19 protein-coding genes are annotated in these 20,193 nt (G+C 74.6%); 8 read left to right on the top strand and 11 right to left on the bottom strand.

Annotated features, from left to right (window positions below):
- Positions 1 to 21 precede the first annotated feature (21 nt).
- On the top strand, positions 22 to 177 hold the full coding sequence (locus tag ACH01S_RS44440) for a hypothetical protein (protein WP_169809289.1): 156 nt from the start codon (positions 22 to 24) through the stop codon (positions 175 to 177).
- 18 nt (positions 178 to 195) lie between these two features.
- On the opposite strand, the gene ACH01S_RS17595 is transcribed toward ACH01S_RS44440, so the two are convergent.
- Positions 196 to 831 (bottom strand): hypothetical protein, encoded by a 636-nt coding sequence (locus ACH01S_RS17595; protein WP_067892473.1) that lies wholly within the window; start codon positions 829 to 831, stop codon positions 196 to 198.
- Between the two features lie 133 nt (positions 832 to 964).
- Here ACH01S_RS17595 and ACH01S_RS17590 point away from each other — a divergent pair, with 133 nt between their 5' ends.
- The 5 genes from ACH01S_RS17590 (at position 965) to larC (ending at position 4,716) form a co-directional block, all read left to right on the top strand.
- Positions 965 to 1,564 (top strand): superoxide dismutase, encoded by a 600-nt coding sequence (locus ACH01S_RS17590; protein ID WP_067892471.1) that lies wholly within the window; start codon positions 965 to 967, stop codon positions 1,562 to 1,564.
- A gap of 188 nt (positions 1,565 to 1,752) precedes the next feature.
- Positions 1,753 to 2,670 carry an ATP-dependent sacrificial sulfur transferase LarE gene (larE, locus tag ACH01S_RS17585; RefSeq protein ID WP_083980806.1) on the top strand — a complete coding sequence of 306 codons (918 nt, stop codon included), beginning with the start codon at positions 1,753 to 1,755 and terminating at the stop codon, positions 2,668 to 2,670.
- On the top strand, positions 2,667 to 3,374 hold the full coding sequence (locus ACH01S_RS17580) for an AIR carboxylase family protein (RefSeq protein WP_067892469.1): 708 nt from the start codon (positions 2,667 to 2,669) through the stop codon (positions 3,372 to 3,374). Before larE ends, ACH01S_RS17580 begins: the two co-directional genes overlap by 4 nt.
- Positions 3,371 to 3,979, top strand: a complete 609-nt coding sequence (gene larB, locus ACH01S_RS17575; protein WP_067892467.1) for a nickel pincer cofactor biosynthesis protein LarB — start codon at positions 3,371 to 3,373, stop codon at positions 3,977 to 3,979. The genes ACH01S_RS17580 and larB overlap by 4 nt, the downstream gene beginning before the upstream one ends.
- Positions 3,976 to 4,716, top strand: a complete 741-nt coding sequence (gene larC / locus ACH01S_RS17570; RefSeq protein ID WP_067892465.1) for a nickel pincer cofactor biosynthesis protein LarC — start codon at positions 3,976 to 3,978, stop codon at positions 4,714 to 4,716. The genes larB and larC overlap by 4 nt, the downstream gene beginning before the upstream one ends.
- A gap of 81 nt (positions 4,717 to 4,797) precedes the next feature.
- On the opposite strand, the gene ACH01S_RS17565 is transcribed toward larC, so the two are convergent.
- The 10 genes from ACH01S_RS17565 to ACH01S_RS17520 all read right to left on the bottom strand — a co-directional run bounded on the left by ACH01S_RS17565 (position 4,798) and on the right by ACH01S_RS17520 (position 18,510).
- Positions 4,798 to 5,733, bottom strand: coding sequence for a lysophospholipid acyltransferase family protein (locus ACH01S_RS17565; RefSeq protein ID WP_067892463.1), 936 nt, complete (start codon positions 5,731 to 5,733; stop codon positions 4,798 to 4,800).
- Positions 5,730 to 7,307, bottom strand: coding sequence for an NPN-dependent hydroxyacid isomerase, LarAH14/15/16 family (larAH, locus tag ACH01S_RS17560; RefSeq protein ID WP_174564887.1), 1,578 nt, complete (start codon positions 7,305 to 7,307; stop codon positions 5,730 to 5,732). Before larAH ends, ACH01S_RS17565 begins: the two co-directional genes overlap by 4 nt.
- Complete coding sequence (locus ACH01S_RS17555) at positions 7,304 to 8,629, bottom strand: zinc-dependent alcohol dehydrogenase (RefSeq protein WP_067892459.1); 1,326 nt, start codon at positions 8,627 to 8,629, stop codon at positions 7,304 to 7,306. The genes larAH and ACH01S_RS17555 overlap by 4 nt, the downstream gene beginning before the upstream one ends.
- Positions 8,629 to 10,935, bottom strand: coding sequence for an HAD-IB family hydrolase (locus ACH01S_RS17550; RefSeq protein ID WP_067892457.1), 2,307 nt, complete (start codon positions 10,933 to 10,935; stop codon positions 8,629 to 8,631). The genes ACH01S_RS17555 and ACH01S_RS17550 overlap by 1 nt, the downstream gene beginning before the upstream one ends.
- A complete protein-coding gene (locus tag ACH01S_RS17545) occupies positions 10,932 to 11,135 on the bottom strand; it encodes a hypothetical protein (protein ID WP_148344200.1) in 204 nt (67 codons plus the stop codon). The genes ACH01S_RS17550 and ACH01S_RS17545 overlap by 4 nt, the downstream gene beginning before the upstream one ends.
- Before the next feature lie 10 nt (positions 11,136 to 11,145).
- On the bottom strand, positions 11,146 to 13,155 hold the full coding sequence (locus tag ACH01S_RS17540; protein WP_148344201.1) for a sensor histidine kinase: 2,010 nt from the start codon (positions 13,153 to 13,155) through the stop codon (positions 11,146 to 11,148).
- Positions 13,156 to 13,226: 71 nt separating this feature from the next.
- Complete coding sequence (locus ACH01S_RS17535; RefSeq protein WP_083980805.1) at positions 13,227 to 15,911, bottom strand: AAA family ATPase; 2,685 nt, start codon at positions 15,909 to 15,911, stop codon at positions 13,227 to 13,229.
- Positions 15,912 to 16,076: 165 nt separating this feature from the next.
- Positions 16,077 to 16,733 (bottom strand): response regulator transcription factor, encoded by a 657-nt coding sequence (locus ACH01S_RS17530; RefSeq protein ID WP_067892452.1) that lies wholly within the window; start codon positions 16,731 to 16,733, stop codon positions 16,077 to 16,079.
- 92 nt (positions 16,734 to 16,825) lie between these two features.
- A complete protein-coding gene (locus tag ACH01S_RS17525) occupies positions 16,826 to 17,515 on the bottom strand; it encodes a TetR/AcrR family transcriptional regulator (RefSeq protein WP_218010296.1) in 690 nt (229 codons plus the stop codon).
- Complete coding sequence (locus ACH01S_RS17520) at positions 17,512 to 18,510, bottom strand: hypothetical protein (protein WP_067892450.1); 999 nt, start codon at positions 18,508 to 18,510, stop codon at positions 17,512 to 17,514. Before ACH01S_RS17520 ends, ACH01S_RS17525 begins: the two co-directional genes overlap by 4 nt.
- A gap of 211 nt (positions 18,511 to 18,721) precedes the next feature.
- Here ACH01S_RS17520 and ACH01S_RS17515 point away from each other — a divergent pair, with 211 nt between their 5' ends.
- Together ACH01S_RS17515 and ACH01S_RS17510 are read left to right on the top strand one after the other, a co-directional pair.
- Entirely contained in the window at positions 18,722 to 19,390 is a 669-nt protein-coding gene (locus ACH01S_RS17515) for a lysophospholipid acyltransferase family protein (protein ID WP_067892448.1), read from the top strand.
- Positions 19,391 to 19,418: 28 nt separating this feature from the next.
- On the top strand, positions 19,419 to 20,183 hold the full coding sequence (locus ACH01S_RS17510) for a crotonase/enoyl-CoA hydratase family protein (protein WP_083980804.1): 765 nt from the start codon (positions 19,419 to 19,421) through the stop codon (positions 20,181 to 20,183).
- Positions 20,184 to 20,193: the final 10 nt, after the last annotated feature.

Raw genomic sequence — 20,193 nt, 5'->3', positions numbered from 1 at the left:
GGCAAGGCCGAGGAGGAAGAAATGGCTTCCGTCATCGACCGGATCAAGCGGTTCCTGCGCAGCCCGCAGGGCCAGAAGGCGCGGGCCAGGGCGGAGCGACTCGCCCGGGACCCGCGCACCCAGGCCAAGGCCCGCGGCCTGCTGGCCAAGGTCCGCGGCGGCCGCCGCCGACCCTGACCCCAAGCCTCGCGGGGCTCAGCGCGCTCGGGCGCTCCGGAGCAGGGCGATGCTCACGGCGAGCAGCCAGTAGCTGAGGATCGCGCCCATCAGAGCCGTGGTCCCCCAGCCGTTGGCGGCGTAGAAGTGCGCGGGCTCGTTGCCGAAGAACAGCGACGGGACGAACGCGAGATTGACGCCCGCGAGCACGTAGCAGCCCTTGGACGCCCAGGACGGGAGAAGCCGCGTCCGCGCGATCGCGTACGCCGTCGCGCCGAGGAACATCGCGAGCAGCATGCGTCCGATCGTGCCGTAGAGGATGTAGGTGCCGGTGACCGTGATGGTCGGGTCGATCGGCTTGTCGGATGCGATGACCGCGCCCGCCTCAAGGCCGCTCGACACGAGCGTGACGACCACATAGGCCAGTCCGGCGGACGAAAGAAGATTGGCGACCCATTCGCATTCCGGGTTCACCCTCTTGATGAGGTCCCGGAGGCCGGAGACGAACACGAGCAGGAACCCGAGGCCGAGGATTCCGAACAGGAGACGGGTCAGCACATTGGACTGCGGCGGCTCGTCCGAGTACACGAAATAAAGCGGGACCTCGACGATCAGGGCGGCGGAGAAGGCGATCCCGGCGATCGCGGTGAAACGCCGGGCGGCGATGTCGTTCATGCCATTGATGGTGGTGCGTCCCGGTCGTCCGGTCGGTGGGCGTGGGGAGCGTTTCGCGGTAGACCTACCCCCACCCTTCGCCACGCCTGCTGCCTACTGGACGCACCTGCAAGTCATTTGCAATAGTGGCCGCATGGCTGACTACACGCTTCCCGACCTGCCGTACGACTACGCCGCCCTGGAGCCCGCCATCACGGGGGAGATCCTTGAGCTGCACCACTCCAAGCACCACGCCGCCTACGTCAAGGGCGCGAACGACACGCTGGAGCGGCTGGCCGAGGCGCGCGACAAGGAGCAGTACGGCGGGCTGGTCGGCCTGGAGAAGACGTTCGCGTTCAACCTGTCCGGGCACGTCCTGCACTCGATCTTCTGGGACAACCTGTCGCCGGACGGCGGGGACCGTCCCGACGGCCAGCTGGCCGCCGCGATCGACGAGCATTTCGGGTCGTTCGACGCCTTCCGCAAGCAGCTCACGACGGCGACGTCCACCGTGCAGGGGTCGGGCTGGGGCGTGCTGGCCTGGGAGCCCTTGGGCAGGCGCCTTGTCGTGGAACAGGTCTACGACCACCACGGCAACGTCGGCATGAACACCACGCCGCTGCTCGTCTTCGACGCCTGGGAGCACGCCTACTACTTGCAGTACCGGAACGTCCGTCCGGACTACGTCGAGAAGCTCTGGTCCCTCGTCAACTGGACGGACGTCAAGACCCGCTTCGACTCCGCCCGACGCTGACCGTCCGTCCGGGGCGGCCGATGACCACGGCGCCCTCCAGGCCGGGATCGTGCTCAGAACCCTTTCCTTGCGGCCTGGAGGGCGTCGTGCCGTACCCGCGCCCAAGTCGCCCGTCGGATGACGGATTCGCCGCGCCCCTCCCCGCGTCTAGCCTCACCAGCCGGAGGACGACGCCGAAGGAGGAAAGCATGGCTCACGCCACCGTGTCGCCACCACCGGACGCGGCCCCGTCCGCTGGCGCGGCGCAGGCCCAGGTCGCCGCGCAGGCCAAGGCCGCCGCACAGGCCAAGGTCGCGGCGCTGCGGGCCGCGCTCGCCGCGCTGCCCGGGGCCGTCGTCGCCTACTCGGGCGGCGTGGACAGCTCCCTGCTCGCCTACCTCGCCCACCGCGAGCTCGGTGACCGGGCCCTCGCGGTGACGGCCGACTCCCCGTCCCTCGCGCGGTCCGAGCTGGCCGACGCCCGCGCGCAGGCCGAGCGGCTCGGGCTGCGGCACCGCGTCGTCCAGACCCGGGAGCTGGACGACGAGCGCTACACGGTGAACCGCGGCGACCGCTGCCGGTTCTGCAAGGAGGAACTGGTCTCGGTGCTGTCGGCGGTCGCGGCGGAGGCGGGGGACTGGCCCGTCCTGCTCGGCGTGAACACCGACGACCTCGGCGACCACAGGCCGGGGCAGGCCGCCGCCCGCCGCATGGGCGCCGTGTTCCCCATGGTGGACGCCGGGCTCGGCAAGGCCGACGTGCGCGACGCCGCCCACGGCTTCGGGCTGCCGACGTCCGACAAGCCCGCGTCGGCGTGCCTGTCGTCCCGCCTCGCCTACGGGGTCCCGGTCACCCGGGAGGCGCTGCGCCGCGTCGAGGACGCCGAGGACGCCCTCCGCCGCGCCGGTTTCGGCGGCCGCCTCCGCGTCCGCGACCAGGGCGGCGACCTCGCCCGCATCGAGCTGGAGGCCGCCGACATCCCCCGCGCCGCGACCCGGGCGGGCGAACTCGCCGAACTCCTCAAGGCCGCCGGTTTCCGCTACGTCACGCTGGACCTGGAGCCCTACCGCCAGGGCAGCCACAACGCCGTCCTCGGCCTTCCGCGCCTCCGAACGGCCGCCCCATGACCAGTCCCACCACCTCCGCCCCGGCCGACGCGGTTGAGGAGTTGGGGTTCGCCCGGGTCGACATCGGACGGGGACGGCGGCGGGGGCATCCCGAGGCCGTCTACTGCGAGGGGAAGACCGTCGCGGAGGTCGTCGCGATCGCGCGGAGCCTCGTCGGGTCGGGCGCGGAGAACGTGCTCGCGACGCGGGCGTCCGCGGAGACGCTCGGCGCGCTCCGCGCCGCGTTCCCCGGGGCGGTCGTGCACGAGCGCGCCCGGCTGGCCGTCCTCGCCCCGGTGTCCCGGCCGGGCGCCGGACGCGTCGACGTCGTGTGCGGGCGTCCCGAGGACGAGCCCGCCGCCGAGGAGGCCGCCCTCGTCGCGGAGGCGATGGGCAGCCGGGTCGTCCGCCGCTACGACGCGCCCGTCCACGACCCCGCCGCCCTGCCCGGCTGGCTGGGCGAGCAGGACCCGCCCGCCGTCTTCGTCGTCGCGGACGGGACGGGCGGCGCCCTGCCCACCCTCGTGTCCGGCCTGGTCGACCGCATGGTCATCGCGCTCCCGACGGCGGCGGGCGGCGCGCCGGCGGGCCGGGCGGCGCTGCTGTCGGCGCTGAACTCCTGCTCGCCGGGCGTGGTCGCGGTCAACATCGACAACGGCTACGGCGCCGGCTACGCCGCCCACATGATCAACGCCCCGCGGGCCGTCACTACGGTGATGGCATGAGCCGTCCGATCGTCGCCGCCGCCGAGGCGGCCGGGCTGGGCCCCGATCAGGTGCGTGACCGGGTCAAGGAGCTGCTCGCGCGGGACGCCGAGGCCGCGTTCCTGCGGCGGGCCTCGGCGGCGCAGTTCGAGGCGGCGCGGGAGGCCGCGCCGGACGCCGTGTTCCACGCGCGGTCCGGGCTCGTGGTGCTGACGCGGCCGCGTCCGCCCGTGCCGTTCCCGGTCGCCGTCGTGTCGGCGGGGACGGCCGACCTGCCCGTCGCGGAGGAGGCGCTCCAGACGGCGACGGCGTTCGGGCTGGCCGCGACGCTGACCGCGGACGTCGGCGTGGCGGGGCTGCACCGGCTGCTCGGCGTCCGGGAACGGCTCGACGAGGCGCGGGTCCTCATCGTCGCGGCGGGCATGGACGGCGCGCTGCCGTCGGTGACGGCGCGGCTCACGTCCCGCCCGGTGATCGCGGTGCCGACCAGCGTCGGCTACGGCAGCTCGGACGGCGGCCTCGCCGCGCTGTCGGCGCTGCTCGCCTCCGGCGCGCCCGGCCTCGCCGTGACCGGCATCGACGACGGCCTCGGCGCCGCGGTACTAGCCCGGAGGATGCTCACATGACCGCCCAGTCCAAGAAGATCGCCTATTTCCACTGCTTCGCCGGGATCGCGGGCGACATGGCGCTCGGCGCGCTGCTCGACGCGGGCGCCGACCTCGGCGAGGTGCGCGCCATGCTGAAGGGGCTGGACGTCCCCGGCTGGTCCCTCGACACCGAGCGGGTGTCGCGGCGCGGCATCGCCGCCACCCGCGCGATCGTCGGCGTCGAGGACGACGCCGTCGCGCGGAACCACTCCGTCATCGCCGACCTGATCGGGTCGGCGCCGCTGCCCGGCCGGGTCCGCGACCGCGCGCTCGCCGTGTTCCGGACGCTGGCCGAGGCCGAGGGCGCGGTGCACGGGACGTCCCCCGACGACGTCCACTTCCACGAGGTCGGCGGGCACGACGCCATCGTCGACATCGTCGGGACCTGCGCCGCCCTCGAAACCCTCGGCGTGGACGAGGTGCGGGCCGCGCCAATCCCCGTCGGCCGCGGCTTCATCCGCTGCCGCCACGGCCTGATCCCGAACCCGGGGCCCGCCGTCGTCGAACTGGTCGCCCGCGCCCGCGCGCCCATCCAGGGACACGACGTCGAAGCCGAGATGGCCACCCCGACCGGCGCCGCGCTGCTCGTCACCCTCGCCGCGCGGTTCGGGGCGATGCCGTCGATGACCGTCACCGGCAACGGGTTCGGCGCGGGGACGAAGGTGTTCGGCGAGTTCCCGAACGTGACCCAGGTCGTCCTCGGCGAAACCGCCTGACCGCCGCCCGAGGCCGGGGGAGGGGCGCCGCCGAGCGTCGTTGGTCGGCGGCGCGCCCACGTCTCGCGAGGCGGGGCCCGGTTACTTGCGGCGCCAGACGCGGTTGTGGCGGGTCGAGGGGGCCTGCGGGCGGGTGGCCTCCCACTTGCGGCGCCATTCGGACGCGTCCGGCCCGCGCGGCGCGCGGCGGCGGTCCGTGGCCTGCAGCGACGCCCACCAGCCCTCGTCGTGCTCGACCCACAGGCGGCCGACCGCGTCCTCAAGGCGGGCGTTGAACGCGCTGGTCGACTCGTCCTCGCCGGGGACGAGCGGGCGCCCGTACCGCACCGACACCACCGGACGGCCCTTCTTCGGCCAGAACCCGCCGCGCGGCATCGCCCGGTACGTGCCGCGCAGCACCAGCGGGACGGCCGGGACGTCCAGCTCGCGGCACAGCAGCGACGCGCCCATCCGGAACCGGCGCGCGAAACCGTCCGTCGAGCGGGTGCCCTCCGGGTAGATGAGCAGGCTCCAGCCGTCCTTGATCAGCTCGGTGGCCAGGTCGAGCGAGTTGCCCGCGCCGCGCCGCTCGATCGGGAACGCGTTGAACGTCAGCGCGGTCGCGATGGCGCGCCAGCGGGCGTCGAAGAAGTAGTCCGCCGCCGCCGCGACCGCGACGCGCCGCCGCAGCCGGACCGGCAGCGACCCGAGGATCAGCGGCGTGTCCAGGTGGCTCGCGTGGTTCGCGACGAACACGACCGGGCCGCGGACCTCGTCCAGGATGTCCGCGCCGTGGATCTCCGGGCGGGTCTGGCTCCACGTGAGGGTCCGCAGGACGCCGTCGAACGCGACCTTCCGGGCCGCGATGGCGGCCGGCGTCCGCGCCCAGTCGGTCGGGAACGCGCGCGGCGGCGGCCCCACCGACCAGGGCTGCGCCGAGCGCGGCGCGGGCGCCCGGCCGCGCCAGTCCCGGCCGCGGCGCAGCAGCCGGACCTCCTCGACGAGCTTCATCCGGCCGCCCTTCCCGCCGCCGCTCATCGGACGTCCGCCAGCGTCATCGGCGGGGTGTGCAGGTAGGCGAGGGACGGGCTGCGGCCGACCGTCTCGCCCGCCATCTCCAGCGCGTCCGCGAGCGTGGACGCGGCGCGGAACCCGAGCCGCGACGCGACCCGGCGGTCGGCGCCCACGCAGATGACGTCGCCCAGGTGGGACAGCGCGTGCGCGCCCCAGTACCACATGTAGAACGGGTGGACGCCGTGGTAGGCGTACGAGTTCCGGTACAGGTGGATGTACCAGGGGTCGGTGGCGTACTGCTCTTCGAACTTCGTCTCGATGGTCGCCGGGTCCGTCGTCTGCGTCAGCACCTCCTCGTAGAAGTCGATGTACGAGGGGTGGTGCAGCGGGTGGAACTCGGCCTTCATCGGGTGGTACATGATCAGCGCGCCGCCCTCCCGGACAAGCGGCTTGTTCTTGTACATGTTGAAGTAGTAGCCGAGCCCCAGGCTGTACACCAGGATCGGGTTCATCACCGAGTTGACGTTGTAGGGGCACAGGTACGGGAGCCCCAGCATGAGGACGTCCGACTGGCCCTGCACCTCGGTGAGCTGCTGCCGGTGGACGTTCGCGAGCGTCTTCTCATGGACGAGGTCCGTCGCCCCCGCGTGCACGCCCGTCACGCCGTAGGGGGCGCGCATGTTCTGCCACACGCGGTGCCGCGCCCCGGCGGGCGCGAGGTCGTTGGCGCGCTTCCCGGCGAGGAACTTCGCCTGGTCCTTCAGCGTCCACTCCCATTCGCGCTTGTTCAGGAACTCGAACGGCGACGGGAACTGGTCGTTGTTGACCGTGCACTCGATGTGGAACACCCGCACCGACTCCGACAGCAGCGAGTGCATCCGCTCGTAGGAGTGGTGCATCGCCGAGTTCGGCGGGTCGTTGAACGACCGCGAGTGCCGCAGCGTGTGGACGTTGTGGTGGTGCCGCAGGCTCTTGTACGACGCGAGCCCCACCGACACGGACTTCGCGCCGCCGCTCATCGCGACCAGCGTGATGTTCACGTACACGATCAGGTCGCTCTGGGCGGCCCGCGAGTTGATCTCGACGTCCTCGCCGTGCCGGGTCTGGCCGAGCGAGGTGAGGTTGTCGCGGTCCTCGGCGTCGTGGTTGCGGAGCCGGTCCGGCCAGAAGGAGTTGAACACCCGCTCGCCGACGATGTGCTTGATCTCCGCCGGGGTCATCCGGCGGTGCAGCGCGTTCCCGGCGATCAGCTCGACGTCGTCCACCCCGGCGGCGGCGGCCATCTCCAGGACCTGCTCGATCACCCGCTGCCTGACGTCCGGCGCCCGCATCGGCGGGAGCGGCAGCGACAGGTCGTCGAACACGATCGTCAGCCGCATGCCCGAGTGCAGCAGCTCGGGCAGCGGCTCGCTGCCGAGGGGGTTGAGCAGCGCGTCCTGGATCCGGCGGTTCACGTCGCGGATGCCCGGCAGCGAATCCGGTGGATAGATCACCCGGGTGCCGAGCGGGAACCGTTCCAGCCGGAACCCCTCCCCCTCGTGCACCAGCAGCGGGGGCGTCCGCTCGTCCACCTCCAGCACGAGTCCCGGTCTGCTCATCCATCGGCTCCTTCGCGGTCGAGATGGTCGGTGTCGCCGGTCGAGGCGGTGTCGCTGGTCGAGGCGGTGCGGCGGGACGGCCCGGTCAGGGCGGCGGGCTCGCCGGCGTCGCCGTTCTGCGCGTGGCCGTCGCCGTTGCGCGGGTCGAAGGCGATCTTGACGCTGCCGGAGCGGCCGGCGGACAGGGCGTGCGACAGCGCGTCCCGCCAGCGGGTGAGCGGGTAGACGCTGTCGACGAAGCCCGCGAGGGCGTCGTGCGAGGCGAGGTCGAGCGCGGCGGCGAAGTCGTCCGCGCCGCGGCTCGCGTAGGAGCCGACGATGTTCAGCTCGCGGTACCAGGCGGGCGTCAGGTCGGCGGGCTTTCCCGGCATGCCGGACAGCAGCACCGTCCCGCCCGCGCGGACGAGCCGCAGCGCCGTGTCGAGCCCCTCGCCGCCGGTGCACTCGACGACGATGTCCGCGCCGCCGAGCAGGTAGCCGGGGCCGAGCTCCGGCCGGACGAGCGACCCGCCGGTGATCCGGCGCAGCCCGCGCAGCGCCGCCTGCGGCGCGATCGTCTCCGTCGCGCCGAGCGCCACCGCGCGCCGCCGCTGCCCCGGATGCCTCGCGATCACGGTGATCGGCCCGGCCGGGGTCAGCTCGCGCAGCGCGAGGACGGTCAGCAGCCCGACCGTCCCGGCGCCGACCACGACGATGGACGTCCCGCGCGGCACGTCGATGCGGCGCACCGACCGGACCGCGCAGGCCAGCGGCTCCGCCAGCACCGCCCGCTCGGACGGCAGCCCGTCCGGCACCCGGTGCAGCTGGCTGCGGTGCGCGACGAGCCGCTCGGACCAGCCGCCGCCCGTGTCGGCGCAGAACCCCGTCTGGAGCCCGGCGGAGATCCGCCCGGCGTTGACGTGGTCGCAGCGGTTCTCGTGCCCGCTCGCGCAGGGCGGGCACGGGCCCGTGCCCCGCGTCCGGCACGGCAGCACCGGGTCGATGACGACGCGCGTCCCGGCGCGGAGGTCGGTCCCGTCGTCCATGCGGACGTCGTCCATCAGCTCGGCGAGGACCTCGTGGCCCGGCACGAACGGCATCGACGTCAGCGGCCCGAGGTACGGGGACACCTTGCCCGCCGCCATCGCGAGGTCCGACCCGCAGATCCCGGACAGGACGGTCCGCAGCCGCACCCAGCCCGGCCCCGGCGTGTTCGGCGCGGGCCGGTTCGTCAGCCGCAGCGGCGCCAGCGACGGCACCGCCGCGGGCCGCAACCGCCCCGGCAGCCGCGCCGCCGCGAGATACCGCGCGGGCGACCGGTGGTACTCCAACGCCAGAATCATCAGGACCTGCCTTCCGGGGAAGCTCCCGCGAGCGCGGCGTCGAGGAGGGTGGTGACGGCGCCGGAGTCGCCGTCCCAGTCGGCGATCGACCAGCGCTGCCGTTTGGCGTGCCGGTACAGGCGGGCGTCCGGGTTCACCGCGACGGGATGCCCGACCTGCTCCAGCACCGGGCGGTCGGAGTAGTGGTCACCGTACGCCCAGCTCCCGGCGAGGTCGATGCCCTCGTCCCGGGCCCAGGCGCGCAGCCACGCGGCGCGGGCCTCGCCGATCAGCGGCGGCTGCTCGAAGGTGCCGGTGCAGCGCCCGTCGACGACCCGGAGCCGGGCCGCGAGGACGTCGTCGAACAGCGTGCGGAGCGGCTCGACGAACACGTCCACGGTGCCGGTGAGCAGGACGGTCCGGTGCCCGGCCGCGCGGTGCCGCCGGATCCGCCGGATCGCCTGCGGCCACGCCCGGCGGAGCAGGACGTCCGATAGTCGCTCCTGCGCGAGCCTGCGCAGCTCCGCCTCGTTCGCGCCCTCGTACCGCTGGACGAACTCGCGCAGGAACTCGCCCCGGTCGCGGTGCTCGGTGCGCAGGTAGCGGGGGACGCTCCGCAGCACGGGCAGCATCGTCTGCGGCCACGCCTTCAGCGGTGCGTCGAGCAGCCGCGCCCACAGGTGCGCCTCGACGACGTCGGAGGCGACGATCGTCCCGTCCAGGTCGAAGACGGCCGCGACGTCGCCGCGCTCCTCGAACACGATCGGCGGGGGCGCCGGGCGTCCCGCCGTCAGGGCGGGCTTCGGCTCCCGGACGGGCGGCGGCATCCCCCGGAACGCGGCCGTGACCGCGGCGCAGTGCACGTCGCGCAGGTAGTGCGCCCAGTCGATGACGGCAGAGTCGCAGCCCGCGCCGTCCGGCAGCGACGCGTCGAGCGCGAGGGTCGCGGAGTCGGCGTAGACGACCTCGGCGGCGCCGTAAGCCCCGTACAGGTCGCGGTAGCGGCGCAGCATCCGCACCTCGCGGCCCTGCTTGTAGAGGTTGCGCTGCCAGCCGCGGGTGCGGTCCCCGCTCGGCAGCATCAGCAGGGCCTTCTCGGCGAGGTCCATGGCGCGCTCGGCGGTGCCGAGCATCTTGTCGGCGCGGCCCTCGCTGAGCAGCGTCAGGTCGCGCGGGCGGATCGCGCCGCGGCCGTCGGTGCCGGGCAGCGGGTGCTCGTCGAAGTACTCCTGCACCAGCTCGATGAGCCGCTGCAGCGTCAGCGGGTTCCGCGCCCCGGACCCCACGTGGTAGTAGGCGGGGCTGCCCGGCTCGGGCGGCGCGGCGGCGGCGGCCAGCAGCGCGTTCACCACGAGGTCGACGGGGATGATGTCGACGATGCCGTCCGGGATCCCGGCGAGCGCCCGGAGCATGCCCTGCCCGTAGGCGAGGATCAGCGGGTCCGCCATCTTGAACCCGTCGATCCAGCCCGGGTACGGGTGCCGCAGGCTGCTCTCCACGATCGCCGGGCGGACGATCGACAGCGGCACGTCGTGCGCCGTCTGCTCCGCCGCGCGCTCGCCGAGCGCCTTCGTGAGCGTGTAGACGTCCGGCCAGCCGAGGCTGCGGGCCCGCTCCCGGCCGTAGGCGATGAGCCGGTCGTCGACCTCCTTGCGGCGGCGCTGCTCGGTGTCGGCGGCGACCGCGGTCGGGCCCGCCTTGCCCTGCTCCTTCAGCGCGGCGGCGCGCAGCCGCCCGAGGACCTCGGGACGCCGCGAGTCGCGCTCCACGGCGCGGCGGGCCTCCACCGCGCACTCCAGCTCCGTCCTCCAGTCCACCTCGTGCTGGAGGGACGTCTCCGCGACGATCCCCTTCTTGGAGCCCGCGACGTACGCCGTGGACACGTGCACGATGTGCGGCTTCCGGCCGCCCCGCTCCCCGGCGCGCCGGACGGCGTCGTACAGGTCGACCGTCCCGACGACGTTGGTGCGGAACGCCTCGTCGATCGGCGGGTCGAACGACACGATCGACGCGCCGTGGATGACGACGTCGATGTCGTCCGGCAGTTCGGGGACGGAGTCGGTGAGGTCGGCGGCGACGATCCGCACCCGCTCCCGGACGGCCGCCCGCGCCGCGTCGTCCCCGACGCGCTCCCGCCAGGACCAGAACACCGGCTTGTCGATCAGCTCGTCCAGCCGCTGCTCGGCGGTCATGCCGGGACGTTCGCGCAGCACGGCGACGACGTGGGTGTCGGGATACCCGGACAGGACGCGTTCCAGCAAAGCCTGCCCGATGAACCCCGTGACCCCGGTGAGCAGAACGGTTCGTCCAGCGAGGCCGTCAGTCATGCGGCACGCTCCCTGTGTACGCCGGCGTGGGCCAACGCCCAGTCGGGGGCCATCTGCGGTATGCGGTGGCGCGGCACGCGCTCCGGCGGCCGCGCGATGGTGGCGTCGACGCCGCGGAGCACCGGGTGGGAGGGGATCTCGTGCCACGCCCCCGACGGGTCGACCGCCACAGGGCGGCCAAGGTCGAAGTCCTGCGTCATGCCCGGAACGCTAGGCACGGAAGGGGAGCGGCGAATCCGTCATGTGACGGGCCTCTTCCGCGGCCCGCGCCGCCGGGCCGAACGGCACTTCGGCGACGAGGGTGAAACCGCCCCTGCCGTCCGTCCCGGCGGACAGCGAGCCGCCGAGCGCGCCGGTCCGCGCGGTGAGGTTCGACAGGCCCTTCCCGGTGCCCGGGTCGGAGCCGGTGTAGGACGGCGGGATGACGCCGTCGTTGCGGACCGTGAGCCGCACCGTGCCCGCGTCCACGGTGACGGTCACGCCGCAGTGCTCGGGGTGCGCGTGCCGCAGGACGTTCGTGACGGATTCGCGCAGCACGGCGGCGAGCACCCCGTCCACCGGGGACGACGGCGGCAGGTCGGCCTCGTCCGGCAAGTCGACGCGGACCTCCGCGCCCGCGGCGGCGAGCGCGGCCCGCGCCGAGACGGCCTCGTCCCGCAGCGAGAGCGACCGGTCCTGCTCGGCGACCGCGCGGGCGTCCGCGCGGGACCGCTCCGCGAGGTCGGCCAGCTCGCCGATCTCGTTCGCGGCGCGGGACGGGTCGGCCGTCACCAGCCGCCGCGCCAGCTCCGCCTTCACCGTGATCGTGGACAGCCCGAGGCCCAGCAGGTCGTGGACGTCCCGGGAGATGCGGAGCCGCTCGTGCAGCGCCGCCATCCGGGCGAGCCGCTCGCGGGCGACGTCGACCTCGCGGGCGAGCATCGGCAGCCGGTACAGCGCGTACACGACCACGCCGATCTGCACGGAGATCGCGCACGTGTAGAGGTAGGAGAGCGTCCCGTAGGAGGCCCACAGGGCGGGCAGGCACCACCCGAGGATCGTCAGCGAGAACAGGATCCACGCGCGCCGCCCGCGCGACACGAGCAGTACCGACCCGGACACCAGGCACGCCATCGTGGCCCATTCCTTGCCGAGCGCCGCGTACGGGACGAACACCAGCAGCGCCTGCGCGAGGAGCGTCCACGCCCCGGCGCGCGGCCGGTGCCCGCGCAGCACGGTCGAGGAGTGCCGGAGCTGCAGCGCGGTGATCGCCGCCGCGACCGCGACGGCCGCGCCGGTCGCGGGCCACGACCCGCCGGTCCCGGCGAACACGTTGACGACCTGCTGCCAGGCGAGGCCCAGCGTGAGGAACATGAGGATCGTCCAGGCGAGGCGCGACTGGGTCACGCGTCCCGGACGGTGCCGCCGCGCGGACGGCCCCTGCAGCGCCCCGACGATCGACCGGACGTCCGTCGCCGCGCGCCGCGCGGTGCGCGCCACCTCGTCCAGGTCGGCGCGGGCCCCGGCCGCGTCGGTCTGGAGCCGGTCGCGGGCGCGGCGGCTCACCTCCTCGATCCGGACGAGGGCCGCGCCGAGCACGGCCCGCAGGCTGCCCGCCGCCTCCAGCCGCTCGCGCGCCGCCGCGGCCGCCGCGAAGCGCTCCCGGGTCGCGTGCAGCTCCCGGACGAACCCCGACAGCCGCGTGATCGCGTACATCGAGACGCCGACGTTGACGGTCGTCACCACGCAGAACGAGACGTCGCGGGCCGTCCAGCCCTGGTAGTAGCGCAGCAGGCCCTCGGCGGCGGCGACCAGCCCCACCATGAACCACGACAGCGGGGGTCTCAGCAGGAGCAGCATCGACCCGGCGAGGAACCCGCCCGCGACCGGATACCAGTCGTTGCCGAACACGAGCAGCGGCAGCAGTGCCAGCGCCGTCTGCACCGACAGGTGCGTCCAGATCACCCACCGGCGGGGCCGCTGCGACCTGGGCCCGTACAGGACGAGCAGCCACTGCACGCCGAAGATCCCCGTGATCACGAGGGTGGCGGACAGCAGCATGTGCGTCGGCCCGGTCTCCGCCTGCTTCACGAGCCGCGTCTGCAACATCAGGACGAGGTACATCCCGGTGATGGTGCGCGCGAACAGGGGCGTTCTGCCCGCGTGGCCCCCTGGCCCCGCCGGCTCGTCCCGTCCCGCCTTCGTCACGCTCCGCTCACCGGCCCCCCAACGCCGTCCCATCGGATGATTAAACGACGGGACCGACCGATCAAGGGAAATAAGCGGGCGAATATTTTTTTGTGGCGGGGCCGTCAGGCGGTCCGGTCCGCTCCGGCGACACCCCCCGTCGCCGCGGCCCCGACCGGGACCTCGGCCGGGACGTGCCGGTGCAGCTCGGCGCGGGACGCCACGCCGAGCTTCGGGAACGCCTTGTAGAGGTGGTAGGCGACGGTCCGGTGGCTGAGCCGCAGCCGCGCCGCGATCTGCCGGTTCGTCGCGCCGGTCATCGCCAGCCGGACGACCTGCATCTCCTGCGCGGTGAGCCGTCCGGGAACGTCGTCGGACCCGGACGTCCGCACGCCCTGCCCGGCGGCGCGCAGCTCGCCGCGCGCCCGCTCCGCCCACGGCACGGCGCCCAGCCGCTCGAAGATCTCCAGCGCCGCCTTCAGCCGCGCCCTGGCCTGCGCGCGGCGCCGCGACCTGCGCAGCCACTCCCCGTAGAGCAGTTCGGTGCGGGCCCGCTCGAACGGCCGCCCGCCCTCGCGGTGGGCGGCGAGCGCCAGGTCGAAGTGCCGCTCCGCCTCGGCGGGGTCGGCGGTGAGCAGCGCCCGGCAGCGGGACGCGACGCCGTCCGCCCAGGGGTGCCCGGCGCCGCGCGCGAACGCCTCCAGGCGGGCCATCGCGTCCGCGCCCGCGGCGGGGCGTCCCGCCGCGACCGCCGCCTCCACGGTGTCGGCCAGCGCGAGCACTCCGGGGGGCCCGGGCGCGTCCGGACGGGCGTCGCGGAGGTGCTCCAGGGCGTCCTCGGGACGGCCCAGGCCGAGCGCGAGCAGCCCCAGCGCGTCGCCCACCCCTCCGTCGGCCGACAGCGCGCGGCAGCGGACCTCGTCGCCCTCCATCGCCGCCTGCCGCGCCTGGACGGCCCGCGCGGCCGCGCGCCGCCGCCGTCCCGTCGCCTCGGCGGCCGCCAGCGCGTCCCGGGCGAGGGCCCGCGCCTCGTCGTGCGCGCCGTGGAGCAGCCGCGCCCACGCCTGGACGGCCAGCCCGCGCGGGACGGGCCCCGGCGTCCCCCGCTCCCGGCACCGCGCGACGACCCGCGCGGCCGCCTCGGCGGCGGCGTCGTCGTCCCCCGCGAGCAGGGCGACCTCGGCGGCGAGCAGCCGCAGCCGCTCGTCGCCCGTCCCGTCCCCGGTCAGCTCGGCGAGGACCCGGCGGGCCTCCGCCACATCGTCGTCGAGGAGCGCGCCGAGCGCCTTCGCCGGTCCCTCCGGCGGCCCTTCGGCCTCGGCGAGGCGCTCGCGCGCCCGGACGGCCGTGTCCCGGTCGCCGCACGACCACGCGTGCAGGAGCGCCCCTTCCAGGAGCCGGGCCCTGATCCCCGGCTCGTCGTGCTCGCGGGCCTTCTCCATCAGCAGCCGCGCGGCCGCCTCCGGGGCGCCGTGCTCCGCCTCGACGCCCGCCCGCACCAGCTCCACCCGCGCCCTGGTCGCGGCGTCGCCGCTCCGGGCGGCCTCGGCGGCGAGCGTCCGGGCCCGCTCGGGGTTCCCGGCGGCGAGTTCGGCCTCCGCCGCCGCGGCGAGGCGGCGGGCCCGCACCACCGGTTCCCCGGCGAGCCGCGCGGCCCGCTCGTAGGCGAACGCCGCGACGGCCGGGCCCGCCCGGTGCCCGGCGCCGTCGTGCCCGATGCCGTCCGCCGCCGACTCCAGCTCGGCGGCGACGGCCTCGTCCGTGCCGAGCGCGGCGGCGGCCAGGTGCCGGACGCGCAGGTCCGCGTCGCCCGCCCGGGCGTGCACGGCGGCGAGCGCCCGGTGCACCGCGATCCGGCGGGTGACCGGGACGCCCTGGTACGCGGCGGCGCGGGCCAGCGGATGCCGGAAGCCGATCGAGGTCCGGGTGACGGACACGAGCCCCGACTCCTCCGCCGCCTCCAGCGCGTCCAGCGGCACGCCGAGGCCCCGCGCCGCGCGGACCACCACGCCCGGCTCGCCCGTCTCGTCGGCGGCGACGGCGGCGAGCAGCAGCCGCACCGGCTCGGCCAGGTCGCGGACGGCGCGCCCGAACTCCGCCGGGACGCGCGCGAGCAGCCCCGACCCGGCCGCGGCGAACGCGGCGAGCGCGAGCGGGTTGCCGCGCGCCTGCCGGACGAGCTCGTCGCCGCGCTCGCCGTCGGCGCCGAGGTCGTGCAGCAGCAGGCGCGCGTCGGCGTCGTCGAGGCCGTTCAGGCGCAGTTCCGGAAGGCCGGTGCGGGACCGGTCGTCCCGCGTCGCGATGAGGAACACGACCGGGCGCGACGCCGTCCGCCGCGCGGCGAACAGCAGCGCGTCCGCCGACTCGCGGTCGAGCCATTGCGCGTCGTCGATCAGGCAGAGGAGGGGCGTCTGGTCCGGCCGGGCGAGGAGCGACAGCACCGCGAGCCCGACGAGCAGCCGGTCCTCGGGGCGCGGCCGAGCGAGCCCCAGCGCGGCCCGCAGCGCCGCCGCCTGCGCGGCGGGCAGCTCGTCCACCCCCTCGGGGAGCCCGCCGAGCAACAGGTGCAGGGCCGCGAACGGGACCTCGGCCTCCGCCTCGACCCCGCCGCCCCGCAGCACGCGCATCCCCGCCGCCCGCGCCTCCGCATGGTCGAGCAGCGCGGTCTTGCCGATCCCCGCCTCCCCGCGCAGGATCAGGACCCCGCCACCGGCCCCGGACCGCGCCCGGTCGAGAACCCGCTCTATCGCGGCGACCTCGTGGGCCCGCCCACAAAGCCCGCTCCCCGCAGCACAGCCGTCACCCACCATGCCCCGGAGCGTGTCATCCCGCGTTCTCCCTGCCCAGTGCGGTGCACACCGATCCACATATGAATCGCCCGCGGATCGACCCATGCATTCCTCACACCCCGTCCAAACAAAGATCTTCCTCACACCGGCTCCGCGTTCTGGCCGGGGTTGGGGGCAGGGGGTTGGTCAGACCCAGCCGAATTCGCCCGCGATGCGGACGGCGTCGATCCGGTTGCGGGCGTTCAGCTTGCTGATGCAGCTCGCCAGGTAGTTGCGGACGGTTCCCACCGTCAGCCCGAGGACGAGTGCGATGTCGTCCACGTCCGCGCCCTCCGCCGCGAGCCGCAGCACCTGCGCCTCGCGGGGGGTGAGCGGGCTCTCCGGCTGGCGCAGCGCGACCAGCGCGAGCTGCGGGTCGACCACCTGCTCGCCCGCCGCGACCCGGCGGATCGCGGCGGCCAGCTCGGCGGGCGGCACGTCCTTCAGGACGAACCCGTGCGCGTGCGCGTCCAGCGCCCGCCGCAGGTCGCCCGGGCGGCCGAGGCCCGTGAGGATCAGCACCCGGCACTCCGGCAGCCGCTCGTGCAGCTCGGCGGCGGCGGTGACGCCGTCCACGCCGGGGAGGTCGACGTCGAGCACGGCGACGTCCGGCCGGTGCCGCAGCGCCGCCCGGACGATCGCGTCGCCGCTGCCGAGCTCCGCCACGACCTCCAGGTCGGGTTCGAGGTCGAGCAGCCCGGCGAGGGCGCCGCGCAGGAGGGCGACGTCCTCGGCCAGCAGGATCCGGATCGTCCCGGACGCTGGACGCCCCTCCTCCGGACCGTCCGCGGAGGCATCGGCCATACGCACCTCCCGAGGATGGAAAGCGTCCACCGTTTCCGCCGGCGCCCGGGAGGAGTCGCGGTCCAGGCCCGCCATCGTCGCGTCCTCCAGGCTCAGGCGTCCGGGGACTTCCGCTGGTCGCGGAAGACCGCCCTGATGAACAGTTCGGTGTGTCGCAGCGCCCGCTCCCGGGCCTCCCGCCGTTCTTCAGGCGCGGCATCGGCGTGCAACCACAGTAGCCGCGCTTGGCCGATCGGCCCGAACAGAGCCCAGGCCAGGTCGGCCGGACGACCGAGATCGGACGCTATGCGCCCCGTCTCGATCCACCGCTCGAACAGCGAACCCGTCTCCTCCATGGACGCGGCGATCGTGGCGCCCATGGCCGCGCTGTGCACCAGGCCGTCCCGGACCATCAGGCTGATGAACAGCCGCCCGCTCGGCGAGTCCCAGGCGTCGAGGACGTGCTCGACCAGCGCGCGGAGGTAGCCCGCCGGGTCGCGGTCGGCGAGCTCCGGGTCGAGGCTCTCCCGCCCGGCGACCAGTCCCTGCGGCCCGAGCTTCGCGACGGCGGCCTCGAAGATGTCCTGCTTGCTCGCGTAATGGGCGTAGAGCACGCTCTCGCTCAACCCGACCTCGCGGGCGATCGCCCGGATCGACGTCCCCGTGTAGCCCTTCTGCGCGAAGAGCCGCAGCGCGGCCTCGACGAGCGCCGCCTTGGTGTCCCCCGCCTGCGTCTTCGGGGGACGTCCCGGACGTCGACGCATCCGGCCTCCCGACTTCATCGCCACGTCCTGCTTTCTCATCGGTCCATGAGAACAGCCTGCCGGACAGGCCCACCGGACGTCTTCCTCGGGACGAGGATGAGCGCGACCCCCGCCACGGCCCACAGCCCGAGGACGAGCAGCGGCCGTCCGAGCGCGTGCCCGTCGAAGTAGACGACGTTCCGCACCGCGCTGGTGGCCGCCGAGGGCGGGAGCCATTCGCCGAACGCGGCGTACCACTGGGGGATGAACCGGGGGCCCATCGGCCCGCCGCTCGCGGGCAGCCCGACCGGGATGAGCAGCAGGGCGGTCAGCCCCGCTCCGGGCGGCCCGGCGACGTGGAGCGCGCCCGCCGTGAACGCGGCGACCGCGAACACCAGCACGGAGGTCACGCCCCACAGCGCCCACGGCGCCCCGGCCAGCGCGCCGAGCGTCGCGTCCGCGACCAGGACGTTCGCCCCGCCGAGCACGACCGAACCGGCGCCGAGCAGCGCGATCCGGCGTCCGGCCCCCGCGGTGGGGACGGCGAACGCGAGCAGCACCGCCAGGATCACGGCCGGCACCACCGTGGTGACGACGAAGAAGATCGACGAGATGCCGTTGTTGTCGCCGGACGGGAGCGGCACGGCGTCCTCGACCGCCACCTGGATCCCGGTGGCCTGCCCGAAGCCCTGGAAGACCTCGGTCAGCACCCCGTTCTCGATCCTGCCGCTCGCCCCCGCGACGATCAGCCGCGCTCTCGCGCCCCGTCCCGCGGCGCGGCCGTCTCCGGGGACGAAGACGGCGTCCACCTCCCGGTTCAGCAGCGCGCCGCGCGCCTTGTCCAGGCTGCCGTAGGCGGTGAGGTCGAACGCGCCCTCCGCCTTCCGGTCCAGGACCGCGCCCATCCGGTGGACGTCGGCCTGCGGCGCGACCACGGCGACGGGGACGTCGTGCGGCCGGGTCCGATGCAGCGCGCCGAGGAACGACCCGGCGAAGACCATCCCGATCAGCGACGCCACCACCAGCACGATGACCGGCTTGCGCCTCTCGTGCATCACTGGCTCCTCTCAAGAAGGGTGTCTCGGTTCTGCCTGACTCCTCCCGCTCCAAAAAATAATCGCTCGTTCGATTAATTTCCAGCGGCGGAGGGGCCCGGATGCGGGCGGCGGGCATGAGGCTGGTCACATGGCGGATTCGCGCGGGCCCGGGGCTTCCTAGATTCGCCTTCGTGCACCCCGTCCCCGGTGCCGAGTCACAGGAGGCTGCGTGTTCTACGGTGTCGTGTCGCACACGGTCGGGCCCCTGCTCCGCGCGCTGCTGCGTCCGAAGGTCGAGGGCAGGGAGAACATCCCGGCCGAGGGCCCGTTCATCCTGGCGAGCAACCATCTGTCGTTCGTGGACAGCTTCGTGCTGTCGCCCGTCATCCCGCGCCGGCTGTGGTGGCTCGCGAGGGCCGAGTACTTCGAACTGCCCGGCGTGGGCGGACGGCTGATCAGGTGGGGCATGCTCGCGCTGGGGAACGTCCCGATCAGGCGCGGGCCCACCCGCGCCGCCGTCCGCGCACTGGAGCGGATGGCCGCCTTCCTCGACGCGGGCGGCGGCATCGCCATCTACCCCGAGGGCAGCCGCTCCCCGGACGGGCGCCTCTACCTCGGCCGCAGGGGCGTCGCCTGGCTGGCCCTGAAGTCCGGGGCGAAGGTGGTCCCCGTCGCGCTCGGCAACACCGACCAGATCATCCCGCTCGGCACCTGGAAGCCGCAGCTCAGCGTGCGGCCGACCGTCCGGTTCGGCGAGCCCATGGACTTCTCCCGCTACCGCGACCTGCCGCCCGGCCGGGCCCGCCGCGTCATCACCGACGAGGTCATGCAAGCGATCCGCAAACTCTCGGACCAGGAATGGGCGGGCACGCTCAACCCCCGAGCCGACGACGAGTAACCTCGCGGGCTCAGAGGAGGAGGCTTCGGTGGCGGTGCGGATCGAGCGGGACGGGCCCGTCACCACGGTCGTGATGGCGCGCCCCGAGACCCGAAACGCCGTGGACGGCGCGACCGCCCGTGATCTCGCCGCCGCGTTCCGCGCGTTCGACGCGGACGACGGCGCGAGCGTCGCCGTCCTCTGGGGCGAGGGCGGGACGTTCTGCTCCGGCGCCGACCTCAAGTCGATCGGCGCCCCGGACGGCCCGCGCCTCGACCCGCCGCCCGCCGACGCGCCGCTCGGCTGCACCCGCCTGCGCCTGTCCAAGCCGGTGATCGCTGCGGTCGCCGGCTATGCGGTCGCGGGCGGTCTGGAACTCGCGCTCTGGTGCGACCTCCGGGTCGTGGAGGAGGACGCGACGTTCGGGGTCTTCTGCCGCCGCTGGGGCGTCCCCCTCGTCGACGGCGGGACGTTCCGCCTGCCCCGCCTGATCGGCGCGAGCCGCGCCATGGACCTGATCCTCACCGGACGTCCCGTCGCCGCGCGCGAGGCGTTCGACATCGGCCTCGCGAACCGGCTCGTCCCGCCCGGGAAGGCGCGGGAAGCGGCCGAGGAGCTGGCCGCCGAACTGGCGCGGCTCCCGCAGGCGTGCCTGCGGAACGACCGCCTGTCCCTGCTCGACACGGAGGGCCTGCCGGAGGACGAGGCGATCGCCGTCGAACACCGGTACGGCGAGCGCTCCCTGCGCGACGCCGCCGAAGGCGTGGCCCGGTTCGCCGCGGGCCTCGGACGGCACGGGACGGCGGCTGAGTAAGTTGCCACTC

The sequence above is a fragment of the Actinomadura chibensis NBRC 106107 genome, from assembly GCF_001552135.1.
Classification (GTDB): domain Bacteria; phylum Actinomycetota; class Actinomycetes; order Streptosporangiales; family Streptosporangiaceae; genus Spirillospora; species Spirillospora chibensis.
Note: the sequence above shows the minus strand (reverse complement) of the source record. Positions and strands in the feature narration are given on the sequence as shown.